Source organism: Bradyrhizobium sp. SZCCHNS1022, assembly GCF_032484835.1.
Taxonomy (GTDB): Bacteria; Pseudomonadota; Alphaproteobacteria; order Rhizobiales; family Xanthobacteraceae; genus Bradyrhizobium.
In genome coordinates this window covers 64,644-79,609 of sequence record NZ_JAUETT010000009.1, presented here as the reverse complement: position 1 = coordinate 79,609, position 14,966 = coordinate 64,644, and the positions used below count along the sequence as shown (strand labels likewise).

The 14,966-nt window shown below is 64.4% G+C and carries 15 protein-coding genes; 3 read left to right on the top strand and 12 right to left on the bottom strand.

Annotated features, from left to right (window positions below; all coding sequences use genetic code 11):
• Positions 1 to 35: 35 nt before the first annotated feature.
• The 6 genes from flhB to flgB all read right to left on the bottom strand — a co-directional run bounded on the left by flhB (position 36) and on the right by flgB (position 3,606).
• Positions 36 to 1,112: a flagellar biosynthesis protein FlhB gene (gene flhB, locus QX071_RS33610; protein ID WP_315707174.1), complete on the bottom strand. Its 1,077-nt coding sequence runs from the start codon at positions 1,110 to 1,112 to the stop codon at positions 36 to 38.
• A gap of 11 nt (positions 1,113 to 1,123) precedes the next feature.
• Positions 1,124 to 1,891: a flagellar biosynthetic protein FliR gene (gene fliR / locus QX071_RS33605; RefSeq protein ID WP_315707173.1), complete on the bottom strand. Its 768-nt coding sequence runs from the start codon at positions 1,889 to 1,891 to the stop codon at positions 1,124 to 1,126.
• A 62-nt stretch (positions 1,892 to 1,953) separates the two neighbouring features.
• On the bottom strand, positions 1,954 to 2,217 hold the full coding sequence (fliQ, locus tag QX071_RS33600; RefSeq protein WP_008974330.1) for a flagellar biosynthesis protein FliQ: 264 nt from the start codon (positions 2,215 to 2,217) through the stop codon (positions 1,954 to 1,956).
• A 138-nt stretch (positions 2,218 to 2,355) separates the two neighbouring features.
• Positions 2,356 to 2,712 (bottom strand): flagellar hook-basal body complex protein FliE, encoded by a 357-nt coding sequence (gene fliE / locus QX071_RS33595; protein ID WP_315707172.1) that lies wholly within the window; start codon positions 2,710 to 2,712, stop codon positions 2,356 to 2,358.
• A gap of 16 nt (positions 2,713 to 2,728) precedes the next feature.
• Complete coding sequence (flgC, locus tag QX071_RS33590) at positions 2,729 to 3,154, bottom strand: flagellar basal body rod protein FlgC (protein WP_315707171.1); 426 nt, start codon at positions 3,152 to 3,154, stop codon at positions 2,729 to 2,731.
• A gap of 44 nt (positions 3,155 to 3,198) precedes the next feature.
• Positions 3,199 to 3,606 (bottom strand): flagellar basal body rod protein FlgB, encoded by a 408-nt coding sequence (gene flgB, locus QX071_RS33585; protein ID WP_315707170.1) that lies wholly within the window; start codon positions 3,604 to 3,606, stop codon positions 3,199 to 3,201.
• Between the two features lie 357 nt (positions 3,607 to 3,963).
• Here flgB and QX071_RS33580 point away from each other — a divergent pair, with 357 nt between their 5' ends.
• Positions 3,964 to 5,118 (top strand): flagellar biosynthetic protein FliO, encoded by a 1,155-nt coding sequence (locus QX071_RS33580; RefSeq protein WP_315707169.1) that lies wholly within the window; start codon positions 3,964 to 3,966, stop codon positions 5,116 to 5,118.
• Positions 5,115 to 5,867 (top strand): flagellar type III secretion system pore protein FliP, encoded by a 753-nt coding sequence (fliP, locus tag QX071_RS33575; RefSeq protein ID WP_315707168.1) that lies wholly within the window; start codon positions 5,115 to 5,117, stop codon positions 5,865 to 5,867. Before QX071_RS33580 ends, fliP begins: the two co-directional genes overlap by 4 nt.
• Positions 5,868 to 5,987: 120 nt before the next feature.
• Here fliP and QX071_RS33570 read toward each other — a convergent pair whose 3' ends face one another.
• From QX071_RS33570 to QX071_RS33555, 4 genes are all read right to left on the bottom strand, one after another.
• A complete protein-coding gene (locus QX071_RS33570; protein ID WP_315707167.1) occupies positions 5,988 to 6,581 on the bottom strand; it encodes a c-type cytochrome in 594 nt (197 codons plus the stop codon).
• 58 nt (positions 6,582 to 6,639) lie between these two features.
• The gene (locus QX071_RS33565) at positions 6,640 to 7,104 is read right to left on the bottom strand and encodes a c-type cytochrome (RefSeq protein WP_315707166.1); all 465 of its coding nucleotides are present in this window, start codon (positions 7,102 to 7,104) and stop codon (positions 6,640 to 6,642) included.
• Between the two features lie 212 nt (positions 7,105 to 7,316).
• On the bottom strand, positions 7,317 to 8,093 hold the full coding sequence (locus QX071_RS33560) for an outer membrane protein (protein ID WP_315707165.1): 777 nt from the start codon (positions 8,091 to 8,093) through the stop codon (positions 7,317 to 7,319).
• A 23-nt stretch (positions 8,094 to 8,116) separates the two neighbouring features.
• Positions 8,117 to 9,655 carry a cytochrome C gene (locus QX071_RS33555; RefSeq protein WP_315707164.1) on the bottom strand — a complete coding sequence of 513 codons (1,539 nt, stop codon included), beginning with the start codon at positions 9,653 to 9,655 and terminating at the stop codon, positions 8,117 to 8,119.
• Between the two features lie 347 nt (positions 9,656 to 10,002).
• Here QX071_RS33555 and QX071_RS33550 point away from each other — a divergent pair, with 347 nt between their 5' ends.
• The gene (locus tag QX071_RS33550) at positions 10,003 to 10,647 is read left to right on the top strand and encodes a c-type cytochrome (protein WP_315707163.1); all 645 of its coding nucleotides are present in this window, start codon (positions 10,003 to 10,005) and stop codon (positions 10,645 to 10,647) included.
• Between the two features lie 40 nt (positions 10,648 to 10,687).
• On the opposite strand, the gene QX071_RS33545 is transcribed toward QX071_RS33550, so the two are convergent.
• Together QX071_RS33545 and QX071_RS33540 are read right to left on the bottom strand one after the other, a co-directional pair.
• Positions 10,688 to 11,155, bottom strand: a complete 468-nt coding sequence (locus tag QX071_RS33545) for an NUDIX hydrolase (protein WP_315707162.1) — start codon at positions 11,153 to 11,155, stop codon at positions 10,688 to 10,690.
• Between the two features lie 48 nt (positions 11,156 to 11,203).
• Positions 11,204 to 14,938: a tetratricopeptide repeat protein gene (locus QX071_RS33540; RefSeq protein WP_315707161.1), complete on the bottom strand. Its 3,735-nt coding sequence runs from the start codon at positions 14,936 to 14,938 to the stop codon at positions 11,204 to 11,206.
• Between the last annotated feature and the right edge of the window lie 28 nt (positions 14,939 to 14,966).

Here is a 14,966-nt window from a genome sequence, read left to right as displayed (position 1 = left end):
TTACGTGTTGGGCCGATTCGAAACGCGATGAACTGCTACAGTCGCCCGGACAGGTTGCGCCTGAGACCCATGACGTAGCCGATGATCTCCGCCACCGCGTGATAATGTTCCACAGGAATTTCGTCATCGATCTCCACGGTGGCGTAGAGCGCGCGGGCCAGCGGCACGTTCTCGACGATCGGGATGTCGTGGGCGCGCGCGACCTCGCGGATCTTGAAGGCGATGTTGTCGACGCCCTTGGCGACGCAGATCGGCGCCGACATGCCGCGCTCATAGGCTAGCGCCACCGAATAGTGGGTCGGGTTGGTGATGATCACCGACGCCTTCGGCACCGCCGCCATCATGCGCTTCTTCATGCGCTGCTGGCGCAGCTGCCTGATGCGGCCCTTGATGTAAGGATCGCCTTCCGACTGCTTGAACTCCTCCTTCACCTCCTGCACCGACATCTTCTGCCGCTCGTACCATTGCCGGTACTGGAACAGGTAGTCGCCGATCGCGACCAGCGCGAGCAGTGCGACCACCGAGCCCATCAGATGCTTGGTCAGGGAGAGCGTGACGCCGAGCACCGCGCCGGGGTCGAGATGCAGCATGGATTCGAGCCGCATCCGCTCGGGCCAGAGAATCATCACCATCACTGTGCCGAGCAGCACGAGCTTGAAGATGCCCTTGGCGAAGTTGACCGCGGCCTGCTTGCCGAACAGGCGCTTGGCGCCGGAGAACGGCGAGATCTTGCTCAAGGCAGGCTTCAGCGGCTCGCCGGACCAGACCATCCGGTGCTGCAGCATGTTGCCGGCGAGCGCGGCCAGCATGAGCATGAAGATCGGCAGGCCGATCGCAACCACCACCGCATAGGCCAGGCTGCGCCCCAGCGCGAGCAGGCCCGCTCCATCGGTGTGGATCATCCAGGAATTGGCGATCAGGTTGCGCAGCGGCACCATGACGCCGGTGCCGATCGAATCGGAGAAGGTCGTCAGCACGAGCGTCGCCGCCGCGATCACGAACCAGGTGTTGAGCTCCTGGCTCTTGACGACGTCGCCGCGCTCGAGCGCCTGGTCCAGGCGTTTTTGGGTCGGGTCTTCTGTCTTGTCGGAGGTATCGTCCTCGCCGGCCATGCGTCAGGCCCTCATCTTGGGGTGAGGTCGTGCATGACGCCCTCGAAATAGCCGAGGAAGGTCCCCATCATCGCCGCGAGCACCAGCGCGAAGATCAGGAAGCCGATCATGATCGAGAGCGGAGCACCGACGAAATAGACCTGCATCTGCGGCATCAGCCGCGCCAGCACCGCAAGCCCCATATTGAAGACGAGCCCGAAGACCAGAAACGGCGCCGAGAGCTGCAGGCCCAGCTTGAAAGCGGCGGCAAAGGCCCGCGTCGCCAACGAGGCGACGTCGCCGCTCGGCACCAATTCGCCCGGGGCAAAGATGTTGTAGCTGTCGTTCAGCGCCGCGATCACCAGGTGATGGCTGTCGGTCGCGAACAGCAAGGTCACGCCCAGCATGGTGAGGAAATTGCCGACCAGCACGCCCTGCTGGCCCTGGGTCGGATCGATCTCGGTGACGAAGCCGAGCCCCATCTGCTGGGCGATGACGGCGCCCGCGACCTGCAGGGCGGCCAAGGTCACGCGCGCGGTGGCGCCGAGCACGATGCCGATGATGATCTCGTGCAGCATCATCACCAATAGCGGCGTCAGCGCCTGCATATCGACCTGATAGGCCTGCCGGTGCAGCGGCAGGATGATCATCGTGAGCAGCAGCGCAATGGCGAGCTTGATGCGAACGGGAATGTTGCTCTCGCCGAGCCCCGGCAGCAGCATCACCATGGCGCCGATCCGGGCAAAGGCCAGCATGAAGGCTGCGGCCAGCGCCGGCAGGAATGAAATATCGATGCGCATCGCGCGCTGCGTCCGGGCCCCTGACGGCGCAAAGAGACAGTCGCGCCGCGGCGCACATTGCCCTATCCGCCGATGATTCGCGACGAGATCCGCATCATGTGGGAATGCAGCGCGTCGGCCATGAACGGCAATGCCAACAGCAACGTGACGAAGATCGCGATGATCTTCGGCACGAACACCAGGGTCTGCTCCTGGATCTGGGTCAGCGCCTGAAACAGCGAGACGATGACGCCGACGACGAGGCCGACCACCATCAAGGGCGACGAGACCACGACGATGGTCCAGATCGCATCGCGCGCGACATCCAGCGTTTCAGCTCCGGTCATTGGCAACGCCTTCCCCAGTGCATTTCCCGCGCCTCTCGACGGCGATCAGGAGGCCCAATAAACGAGTCTTCACCGATGGCTCGCGCAGCAACCGCACAAGCCTGTCCGATGTCCGAATTCGATGATCCGAACGCGGCGTCAGATCGTCATCTTCATGATGTCTTCGTAGGACTGGATCACGCGGTCGCGCACCGAGACCAGGGTCGACACCGCAACATCGGTCTCCGCCACCGCGGTCACCACGTCCATGACATTGGCCTTGCCTGAAGCCATCGCCACCGTCTGCGCATCGGACTTGCGGCCGGTCTCGACCACGCTCCCGATCGCGTCCTTCAACAGGGCGCTGAACGACGGACCAGAGTTCTCCTGCCCGTTCGCCGACCCGAGAAAGTCGCGCACGCGGGCGAGGCTGCCGAATGTATTGCCCGATCCGGCGGTGTCGAGCACGCGGGCGGAATTCGCATAAGCGTTCGCAGCGGAAATGGGGGAAGCCATGGCTAACGTTCCTATCCTAGGTCTTGAGAATGTCGAGCGTACGTTGGATCATGCGGCGGGTGGCGCCGATGACGTTCAGGTTCGCCTCGTAAGATCGCTGCGCATCGCGCATGTCGGTCATTTCGATCAGCGGGTTGACGTTCGGGTACTTGACATTGCCGGTCGCATCCGCGGCCGGGTTACTGGGATCGTATTTGACGCGGAACGAAGACTGGTCCGGCACGACCTTGCCGAGGCCGACCACCTTTGCGTCGAGCGCACGGTCGAGCGCCGAGGTGAAGGTCGGGACCTTGCGGCGATAGGGATCGCCGCCGGCGGTCGCAGCCGTGGAGTCGGCATTGGCGATATTTTCCGAGATGACCCGCATCCGCCCCGCCTGCGCGCGCAGGCCCGAGGTCGCGATGCTCATCGATCGCAGAAAATCGCTTGTATCGTTCGACATGCTGGTCGTTCTCCGTGTCTAGCCGCGCGCCTCGACCCTTGCCCTCAGCCCTTGCCGATCGCTGTCTTCAAGAGGTGCAGGCTCTTGCCGTAGAGCGAGGTGACGGCGGCAAAGTCCATCTGGTTCGCCGAGACCTTCAGCATCTCGTCCTCGAGGCTGACGGCGTTGCCGGCCGGCCGGGTCTGGAAGCCCGCCTTGCGATTCTGATCGAAGCCCGTATTCTGGCCAGATGACGGTGCGATATGAGCGGTGCTGGTCAGGCTCAGCGGCAGCGGCGCGAAGGCGTTCGCCGGCGCGCCGGTTGAATCAAACTTCGGCTCAACCAGGTCGCGCGGCTTGAACTTCGGAGTATCCGAATTCGCGACATTTTCGGACAGAACGCGCTGCCGCTCCTGGTGCCATTGCATCTTGGTCCGCAACGCCGACAACACTGGAAGATCGTTGATGGACATTGCGCCGCTCCGCGTCCTTGGGCGTCTTCACCACCCGTTAAACTAGGCACAACTTGCCGTGCGTATGGTTAATGCGAAGTTAACGCGATGTGCGCCGCACCCCGGGAAAGTTCCGGGGCTTTACGATTTTTTTAGGCCTGTGGCAGGAACCGGGGCCCGCTGCACCAAATTGGGACGCGTGGCCCCGCCAAGAAGTCGTTTTGGCCCGGCCGATTCATGGGTTATTAAGACCCCGGGCGGCAGTTCCTGCCGTGGGTCGTTAACACGTAGTTCCGCGCCTTCAGGCCCGTTCGCTGCGACCACCCTGCGCTCGAGCGGCGAAACGCGTTGATGGAAGCGGATTTGTAGGGGACCGACATGCCGGCACCACTCACATTTTTCTTTGCGTTCCTGGCCGTGCTGGCGCTGATCGGCCTTGCCGCGTGGCTGGTGCGTCGATTCGCCGGCAGCCGCCTGGGCACCAACACCAGTCGCGGGCGAATGCCGCGCCTCGCGGTGATCGATGCCGCCGCCATCGACGGCCGCCGCAGGCTCGTGCTGGTACGCCGGGACAACATGGAGCACCTGTTGATGATCGGTGGCCCGACCGACATCGTGGTCGAGTCCAATATCGTGCGCGCCATGCCCATGCGCGAGCAGCTGCCGCGGGCCGGCGTCGCGGCCGAATCGCCGCCCCCGCCACGAATCGCTCCGCTGCCGGACGCACCGGTCTGGCCGGAGAGCGAAGCGGCAAAGGCTGAGACGCCGGAGGCCCATGAGCCGCAGATGCCCGAATTGCCGCCGCGTCCGCTGCGGCCGGCCTTCGCCGACGAGCACCGCCGCCCGGCCCCGATCTTGAGCGAGCGGCGCGGTGAGCCTCGCAGCGAGGGGCGCGGCGATCTGGCCGATCGCCGTGAGCCGCTGACGGGGTTTGCGCCCGAGCCAATACCTGGACGTCCGGAGCAGCGACCCGAGCCCCGCCATGAATTGCGCGGCGAGCCGAGGATGGAACCTCGCCCCGAGCGAATGATGCCGCGCAGCGAGCCGGCCGCGCCGCGTCCATTGCGGCCGGCAGAACCTTCGCGTTTGCCGGAACTGCCGAAGGAGCCCGCCAAGGAAGCGCAAAGGGAATTCTCGAGGGAATTGCCGCGGGAACCTTCCAGGGAGTTGCCAAGGGAATTGACGAGGGAGGTGCCGCGCCCGGCGCCGCTCCGCGCGGCCGAACGTGCGCCTGAGCGCCCCGCCGTGGCCCCGCCGCCCCCACCACCGTCGCCGCCAACGCCCGCTGCGCCGCCTCAACAGAGCGCCGAGGCCAATCTGGCCGAAATGGCGCAGCGTCTGGAGGCTGCTTTGCGCCGTCCCGCTGGCGAGCCGCCCGCACCGACCGCCGCGGCTCAGGAGCCGCCGGCGAGGCCCGCTGCGCGCAACGAGCCCCCGCCGCCCGTGGCGCCCGCGGCGCCGCCCAAGAGCAGTTTCGAGAACCTCGAGGATGAGATGGCATCCCTGCTCGGCCGTCCGAAATCCAATCAGTGAGGGGCCTGCTCTCCCCGCGTAGAGTTCTGTTCCTTTTCGCCCTGATTGCCGCCGGTTCGCTGGCGGGGAGCGCGGCTGCCCAGGACATCAGCATCAATCTTGGGCCAGGCAATGGGGGCGTCACCGAGCGCGCGATCCAACTGATCGCGCTGCTGACGGTGCTGTCGATCGCACCGTCGATCCTGATCATGATGACGTCGTTCACGCGCATCGTCGTGGTGCTCTCATTGCTGCGCACGGCGATGGGCACCGCGACGGCGCCGCCGAACGCGGTCATCATCGCGCTGGCGATGTTCCTGACCGCCTTCGTGATGGGGCCGGTTCTGCAGAAGTCCTACGACGAGGGCGTCCGTCCGCTGATCGAGAACCAGATCAGCGTGGAGGACGCGCTGCAGCGCGCGGCGGTGCCGCTGCGCGGCTTCATGCAGAAGAACGTGCGCGAGAAGGACCTCAAGCTGTTTATGGATCTCTCAGGCGAGCCGCCGCCGGCGACGCCCGACGAGATGTCGCTGCGCATTCTCGTGCCCGCATTCATGATTTCCGAACTGAAGCGCGCCTTCGAGATCGGCTTCCTGCTGTTCCTGCCGTTCCTGATCATCGACCTCGTGGTCGCATCGGTCCTGATGTCGATGGGCATGATGATGCTGCCCCCCTCGACCATCTCGCTGCCGTTCAAGCTGATCTTCTTCGTGCTCGTCGACGGCTGGTCTCTGGTGGCGGGAAGCCTGGTGCAGAGCTACGGCGGATGAGCGTCGGCAGGCACCAAAGATGCGGCCTTTGTCCGACGCCGCGTTGGCAGCGCTTGAGGCTCAAGCGCCTGAGGCCGAGATCATGTTCCGAAGCCGGTTTCCAGTTTTCCGGATCATGCTCTAGCGAACAAAACTGAGATACGACGCGAGCGCCTCGATTTCATTCGGACCCAGCGCGCGCGCCACAATGGGCATCGGGGTGCTCATCCCCGAATGGTAGCCTTGGCCCCATTGCTCAAGTCGCGCCTTGAGGTAGAAATAGGCGAGCCCGCCAAGGCGTGGAATCTCGCGGATGCCTTCGGCATTCGGTCCGTGACAGGCATAGCATGAGGCGATGTTGGCCTCCGGGATTCCGTCCATGTAGATCGTCTTGCCCTTGGCGATCAGGCTCGGATCGCCGTCGTTGGCGGGCTTGGCCGGAATGGTGGCGAAATAGGCGGCCAGATCCCGTACGGAATCTGGATCGAGCGCGGCCACTGCGCCCCACATGTACTGCTTAGAAAAGGGATTGTCCCGCGAGTGATCGCGAAAGCTTCTGATCTGGCTTTCGAGATAGGCCGGCCGTTGTCCCGCCAATCTCGGCGCCACCATATAGCCTTGCGCGGACGTTCCATGACACCAGGTGCAATTGCGGACATTGGCGTCCCCTGCCGCCGCAGGGCCGATGCAGGACAGGACGAAGAGCAGAGCTACCGTCAATCCGGTGCGCTTCATGACCGCTCACTCTCGTGCATTCTGGTTGATCGGCTCGGCATTGGTCGACTTATGCCCCTTACTGCAAGTAGCTGACATAGGCGGCCACCGCTTCAACCTGCGATCTCGTCAGATTGTGTGCCGTCGGCGCCATCACCGCCGAGGTGTCCACTCCCGATCCCAGCCCCCGCACCTTGGACCAGCCGCTCAACTGGCCGACGGTGTATTCATAGAGTTGGCCCGCCAGCCGCGGGATTTCGTTCTGTCCCTTGCCATCGGGGCCGTGACAGGCCGAACACGCCGGCACATTGGACTCGGGAAGTCCTTCCTCATAGATTCGCTTGCCGACGCCTACGGCTCCTCGGGGCGCACCACCGATCGGCTTCGAATCAAGATTCTTCAGGTGCGTCGCCAGCGCCGAAATCATCGAGGGGCTGAGGGCGTGGGACACATTGGCCATGATGGGATTGGTGCGCCGGCGCTCGCTGAAGGCGCGCAACTGATTCTCGATATATTGCGGCTGCTGTCCCGCCAGCCGCGGCATCGGAAACCACCCCCGATAGCCTTGCGCCGACAGTCCATGGCAGGTCTTGCAGTACTCGAGCTTGGCTTCGAGGCCGCCTGTTGCAACGACTCCCCGCTCCGCGGCGTGCCCGGCGATCGGGAGGCCTACTGCCAGCGTCGAAGCCAGCAAGGTTCGGCGGAGGCCAGCCACGTGCCCTAGAACAACGAGCCATGATGCCGAGGTCGGGGCCATTACAGACCAGCCCCCCACATGTGGAAGTTCAGCCCGACCTTCACCACCTGGATGCTCTGCCCGATGGTCACCGGACCCGAGAAGCCGGTAAGCGGGTCGGTCATGTTCACGGTGCCGTGGCCGAACCCGTAATAGTCATATTCGAAATTGGCGGACCAATGCTGCGCGAAGGCCCAATCCACGCCTGCCCCCGCGGTCCAGCCGAACCTGTTCTCAAGTCCCCGGAAGTCATAGGGCACGCCGCCGAACGTACCGCTGACCTCGTATTTGTCGCCGGCGAGAGCGCCGCCAGCTTTTGCGTATACAAGCACGTTGTCGAAGGCGTATCCGACGCGCGCGGTCACGCTGGACAGAAAGTCCGTATTCGCCTGCACAGTGGCGACGTCGGGAATGCTAAGCGGAAGCGCGACTGTCTTGTTGGCCTTCATCGTCGAGCCAGAGGCGGCGCCCTCGATACCGACAACGACTGACGAGCCGGAAAACTGATAGTCGCAACCGATCTGGCCTCCGATGACCACCCCGCTCGGCCCCGGATTCACCGTGGTGACGCCGACGGTGCTGCCGGGAGCAATGAACGAGTCCTGGACGAGTTGCACGGGGTCGGTGACGTTCTTGGTCGCGAAGCCGCCGCCGAGGTGGAGGCCGCCATAGCAACTTGTCCAGTTGAAGCGCGCGGCGAAGGACGCTGGAGGAGCGACCGCCAGATCGGCCGCCGCAGCTGAACCTGCAGTGGCCATCGCCAGCGCTGCGACATTTGCGAAAAGCAATCTTCTCATCGGACCTCTCCCATGCGACGGAGCTACATCGCAAACCAAGCGTGGAGGAACAGCGAATTGTTGTCTTGGGCCCCGACCGCGGTGCCGTTGAACTTGTTGTAGTAGGTGTATTGCAGCCCGATGCGGGCGTTGAACCACGGCCAGCCAAAGGACTTGCTGGCGCCGAACGGGATGTAGGCGATCTCGGCCTGCCAGCCGTTGCTATTCGGGGTCATCGCCAGTCCGCTGACCGGATCGAGGCCGTAGAGATTGGCGTCGGCGGTGCCGCTGATATCAAAATACTGCCCGGTCAGGACGACACGATTATCGCTCCCGAGAGCGACCGAGCCTTGCAGCTTCAGGCTGTTGACCACGTTGGTCGGATTGGCTGCGGCCAGCATGGCGAAGCTTGCATCGAGCCGTTGGAATTCGCGGATGTAGCTGCCGCGCAGGGTCACCCAGAAATTGTCCCCCTGATACTGGTATTGCGCATCGACGCCGACGTCCGTGAACTTGTTCGACAGCGGAAAGACATCCGTCGACCAGCTCGCAAAGCTCGTGTCGATCCACGGATGCACATCGAGATACATTCCGAAGGTGCCGAACATCAGCGAATGCCGGCCCCAATGCGGCTCGACCGCTGCGCGCCAGTAAGGCGCTACGCCGCCGAGCTGGCCGGGCGCGCCAAACGGATCGGTGCCGAGTGCATTTTGCTGGCTGAAGCCGAGCGTCTTGTAGCCGGTGACCTCAAGATAAAGCAGATCGTTGATCATCGCGTAGGCGCCGACGCCGCCGACATGCGCGGAAAACGCGCCTTCGATCATCGTCTTGGTGGCCGGCGTCGATGCAAGCGTCGATGCGGCGTAGGGGAAAGACCAGGCCGGCGTGGTGTTCCACAAGTCCTGCACCGTCGGATTGTTGTTGGCGGTGATGCCGTAGATGACGTCCAATGGACCGAGGCTGGCCTGTCCTGCAAAGCGGACGTCGGTGTTGTCCCACGTCCAGGTGTGTCCGAACGGATCGCCGAAGCCGCCCGCAGGCACCGCGTTGTACGTCACCTGCGCAAAGGCACCGACATTGCTGGTGATCGCCCCGCCCCAGAACATGCTGAACGGCGACAATACGGTGTTGTTGTTCGGACTGTAGGGATCGGTCGGCGGAGGCAGATCCGCTTGCGTGTGAGTGAAGCCGACGATCGCCATCATCGAAACCGGCGGCACCCAGACCTTGCTGTCATCACTTGCGGGCGGCGCATTGTTCGCGGGCGGCGCGCCGTTCACCCCGTTCGCATAGCCTCGCAGCTTGTCGTATTCGGCGCGCACATTGATGGCGTCGTTCGAAGAAAACGGCGTCGTGCGAAACTGACCACCCCCGGCGGTGTAGCCCAACAGCTTGAACCGCCGGCCATATGGAGTAAGCGCGGGAAAGTCGGTGTGACAGGTGCCGCAAGGCTGCCCGGTTTGGCGCGCGAAGCTCGGCAGCGCATTCGCCGGAGAGGTCGATCCGACCATGAGCGCGGCTGTGGCAATGATGGTGAGCCAGAGTGCGACAAAAAGACACCTGCCGCCCCCTGCGCTTGCCATGTATCTTGGTCCAAGCATCGCGTCCGCCCCCGCGGCGCTTTGACAGCGCTTCGGCCATCAGTAGGCCAAGGTTTTGACACTTCGCCAAGCAGTGTTGACTACTGCTCGGCTCTATTTCCGTGTGTCGCGACAATTCTGCCACTCCAGCTGCTTGTGCGACTAAGAAGCATATTCATGTCGCACCTTATCGTGCGTGCGAAGGGTTTGGCTCCTCACCTTCCGTGCACTCGCCGGCAAGACATACCGTCTCAGGTATCCCGCTCCGTGATCGGGGAGCGCGGCTAGAATCAACTGGACCGCGCCGACTTGCTGCGCGTAGCTTGCGCGTGTCAAACGCGGGGGCGTTCATGAACTTGCAATCGGCAAAGCGAGCAGCGGCTATTGTTATCCTCGTGTCCACCTGCACGATGGCACATGCGGAAGACAAAGCCGGTCAGGTGTCGAAGCAGGAACTCAAGGCGAAGACGGACTACTGCAAGACTTGCCACGGGATTGATGGACAAGGGTTTCGCGGGTCATTCCCGATGCCGCGACTGGCCGGTCAGCAGCCGGAATACATTGAAAATCAGCTGAAGGCCTTCATTGAACACCGTCGCAACAACCCGGTGATGTTCAACGTCGCGCACACGCTGAGTCCGGCAATGCTGGAGGCGCTCACGGGCGATTTCAAGGATCTGAATCCAAAGCCGCTCGGTGGCGCGCCGAAAGCACTCGTTTCCGAAGGCAAGAAGATCTACGAAGAGGGCGTTGCGAGCGCAAACGTCCCCCCTTGCGCATCATGTCATGGTCCTGAGGCGAAGGGAGATGGCCAGTTTCCGCGCCTTGCAGGTCAGCTCTACGACTACGTCACGAAGAAGCTGACCAACTGGGACAAGGAGCGCGGGCAGGACAAGGCCAATCCCGACAGCTCGGCCATCATGCAGCCCATCGCCCACGATCTGACCGAATCGCAGATCAAGGCCGTGGCCGCCTATGTCAGCCAATTGGATTAGCTCGGCTGCTGACTGCCCGCCATTTATTTACGAGCGGACCTCACTCGGACAGCGCCGTCCAGACACCGATCCGAATTAGAACATCTGACAGGTTTTCAGGCCAGACCTGTTCGGACGTCGAGAGCAACTCTTCGGCCGACCACCAGTGATGAGTTGCCATCACCTCACGTTCCAGATCGGTCCAGCGTTCGGTTGAAGGCATCTGCGCAGCTTCGACCCTGATGAGGAAGAACCGCTCGTCGGCACGGACCATCTCGCCGTCCGGCATTTGGAAGGTCACGATGCGCTGATCGACGACCGGCCCTGGATCGTCGATGACGAGCCCGGTCTCCTCCAATAGTTCGCGGCGTGCGGCCTCCGTATAACTCTCACCTAGGTCAAGCCCACCGCCGGGCGTTGCCCAGAAGCTATGTCCGGCGAGCGCGCCTTTCGTGTGCTCAAACCTGAACAGGAGAATGCGATCCAACGGATCAAGGACCAGCAGCCGAGATGACGGGCGTTCGCGCATGATGCCGTCATTGTACGAGGTCCGGTGCGCCAAGCCCAGCGCCGGCGATCAACGGCCGGCCACCGCCTGTTTCACGCCCTTGATCTGCGGCAGGCTCCCGGTCGTGTCGGGCTCGGCACGGGCCGAATCCTTGCCGTCAGGCGATTTGCCGGTCGCGTCGGGAAAGCGCGCCCTCATATCGCGCAGGAAGCCGTCGAGCGTATCGACGCCTGCCGCCATCTTGGCGATCTGGGCGAATTCGGCGCTGGAGCCGCTCGCAGGCTTGCTCGCGACGTCGAAGGCCAGCTTGTCCGCCTCGCCGGTCATCAGCGGCGCGTATTTCTCACGGAAGCGCGCCAGGCCGATCGCGTCCTCCGCCAGCGCATAGCCGATCACCGCGCGGAGGATGTCGCCGCGCTCGGCCGGATTGAGTGGCCGGAAGTCGTGCCAGCGATCGCCGTAATAGAGCTCGATCTGTTCGGAGGCCTCGCGCCAGCGCCGCGACGCCCAATAGATGTCGGAGCGCAGCCTGATCGCCTCCCGCCCCGCGATATTGCTGATGATGTCGAGCGCGAGGTCGTGACGGCCGATATCGCTGTTCGCCCTCGCCTCGAGCAGAAGGCGTTGCTGCCGCAACTCGCCGGAGAGATCGGCGATGCGGGTGGTGCGCAGCGCCTCGAGAGCGCGGTCGGGCTTGCGGTTGGTCAGATACACCATCGCAAGCCGGGCGGCGACCTGGGCGCGTGCGGCGCCTTCGAGCCGATGGTCGATCTGATACTGCAACAGCTCGGCCGCCTGATCCAGGAGGTCGACACCGACCAGCCGATCGGCGAGCTTGCGGATCATCTCGTCGCCACGCCGGCCGATCGGGGTGAGCTCGCGGAATTCGTAGAAGATGCTGAGCGCATCGACCGGCGGCAATTCGTCGGCCTTGCCGGCGAGGAACAGCTGCGAGAACAGCGCGGACGCTGCGTCCTGCGCATTGCGCGCAACTTCTGAATTCGGCATCAGCCGCGTCGCCATGCGTGCGGCGCCAAGCGAATCGGCGTAGCGCCCGGCGTCGTTGTAGAGCTGCGCCATCATCTGCAAGGCCTGCACTTCGATCGCGTCGCCCCGCCAGACCGCCTGCAACCCTTCCAGCTCGTTCAGCGCGTCGGCCGGCTTGATCTCGCCGCGCTTCTGCAACAGCTTGATCTCGAGCAGCTTGGCTTCCGCGGCGGAGGCCCGGTCGTTGGATGCGACCGCGAAGCGATATTCGTCCAGCGCGTCCTTCTCCTGCGCCATCGCCTCCGCGAGCCGGCCGCGCAGCACCGCGATGGCGGGCTTCATGTCGGCGGGAACGCCGATCACCTCGAGCTCCGCGCGCCGCTTGGCCGCGCCGGCGTAGTCCTTGATCTCGATCGACGATTTCATCGCATCCGAGGTCACCACGCGCTGCAGTTCGAGCGGCAGCGAGGCGATGGCGAATTCGACATTCTTGAACTTCTCGCGGGCATCGGCAAACTTGCCCTGGCGTGCATAAGCGAGCCCCTTCCACATCTGGGAGTCGAAATTGTTGCCGATCGTCGGGCTCGCCAGATCCTTCAGGCCCTGCTCCGGCCGCCCCATCAGGATGCTCGCCACGGCGTGGATCATCAGCATCCCGGTCTCGTCGGTGCGCGGGTCGGCGTCGGAAATCATCAGATTGGTGATGCCCCTCGCCTCCGGATACATCTCACGCGCCATGTAGAAGCGCGCGAGCGCCAGCCGCGCCTGCGCCCGCTGCTCCGGCTCAGCCGCGGCCGACGCCTTGACGAGCGCATCCAGCCGCGTGTTGAAGGGCTGAGTGCGGTTCTGCCGCCATTCCTCGACGTCGAACAGCGGCCGCATCGCGGTCGCCGCGCGCTCGGGCGCATAGCCGATCGAGGACAGGGTCAGCCCGCCCGGCCGTCCGAGAATGACCTTGTCGGGCGCGATTTCGACCGCGACGTCATCCGAGTTCGGCCGCACGGCAATGCCGTGGATCGAGTCGAGCAGCGACAGGTCGACAAAGTCCTGCCGCTTGATGAAGCCGCGGATCGGCGGCGGCGCGGTGACGACGAGCAGCGTGTCGCCGGCATCCGGATCGGTCAGGCGGTGCAAGAGGCCGGGACCGGGATTTGCGAGCGGCACCATCACATTGGCCAGCGCGGGATCGGTGACGTTGCGCATCACCATCAAGGGCTGCTGCGTAGTCTGTCCCTTGTCGGCAAAGGTGAGCGTCCAGCTCTGGCCCTTGCCATCGTCGCTGCTCATGGAATGCATCTGCGGCCGGTTAAGGCGAATGCGGATCGCCTGGCCCTTGTCGAGCGGCACCCGGTTCACCTCCCCGATCACGGCACCGCCCTTGGCCCGGATCGGCTCGACATCAAGCGGCTTGGTCGAATCGAATACCATCCACACCGTGTCACCCCGACGGAACAGCGCCGCCGGCGTCACCTGACCGAAATCGAAGGTCACGCGCAGCCCCTCGCTATCGCGCGTGGCCGTGACCGTCGCCGCGCCGGCGCGATCAGCGGGTTGCGCAGTCGTGGCAGCCGGCTTGGCGGCCGCTTGCGTCATCGCTTCCGGCTTGGCCGGCTCCGCTTTTGCCGCGTCAAGCTTCGGCGGATTCGTCTTCTGAGCCTCCGCGCTCGCAAGCTCCGCTTTCGCCGGCTCGGGCTTTGCGACTTCGGTTTTGGCCGGCTCCGGCCTGGTCGCCTCCGCCTGCACGCTCGCCGCGGGCGGCGTCGGCGCCGCGGCGCTTTGCGCAGCCGGTGCGGCGGCCGCAGCGACCGGCATGGCCACCGGTGTCCTTGCTTGCGCGCTCATCTCGCGCGCGATCGTCTCCGAGGTCGGCGGCACGATCTCCGCATGCGGCTCGGCCTTGGGCTTCTCCGCGGGCGCGGCATTCGCTGCCGCGGGTTTGGCGGCCGGCAAGGTCTCGGGCAGCACCGTCGCGGTCTTCGGCTTGTCCGGCTGCACATAGGAGACGTCGATATTGTAGGTCTTGTCATCGCGGAATGCGCGGAGGTCGACATCGCCGATCAGGCCCATCTCCACCGTGGTCTTGGCGATCTCCGTCTTCTGGGTGATCGCCGCGATATTTGGCGGGGCCGCGATCTTGGCGTCGGCCAGGTCGAAGGTCAGCGGCGCGCCGAAGAACAGCGACAGCTTCTGCTCGTTCATCACCGAGGAGACGCCGACGCCATCCGGGATCTCGAACACGAAACGGACGAAGGTCGGCTGCACCACGGCGCGGACACGGATCGGCGGCCGCTTCTTGGCTTCCAGTTCGGCGCGCTGCAGCCGCAGCGCCCGCTCGGCCGTGCGGGCCCGCTCCGCCAGTTCACGCACCACTTCGGCCGGCAGCGGCGGCGGCGGTCCGGTCCAGCTGTCCGGCAGCAGGTCGATGAACACGCGCTCGCCGGCGGTCATCGTGTTGACCTGAACCTTGCGCGACAGCGACAGGCGGAGCGCCGAACCATCGGGATCGCCGCGCGCCCCGGAGATGTAGTCAGGCGCGGCATCCACCCAGCGGTCGATCGGGATGTCGGCGGGCCGGTCGAACCGGACCAACAGGATCGAGCCGGCCGTAGTCACCTCGGTGCCGACATCCTCGGCGAATTTGAGCACCAGCCGGGCATAGCCGTTGGCCACCGAGAGGCTCGCCTGGCCGGGCACCGGTTCGGCACGGCAGGCCGTCGACAGTGCAAGACCGATGACGAGCGCTAAAACCCAGCCAACTCCGGGCCGCGCGCCAACGCGAGCCTGCGACCACAATCCGATGGAAGCCGTGCGCACCATGGTCAACTACTTTCAGTTCGACATCCGT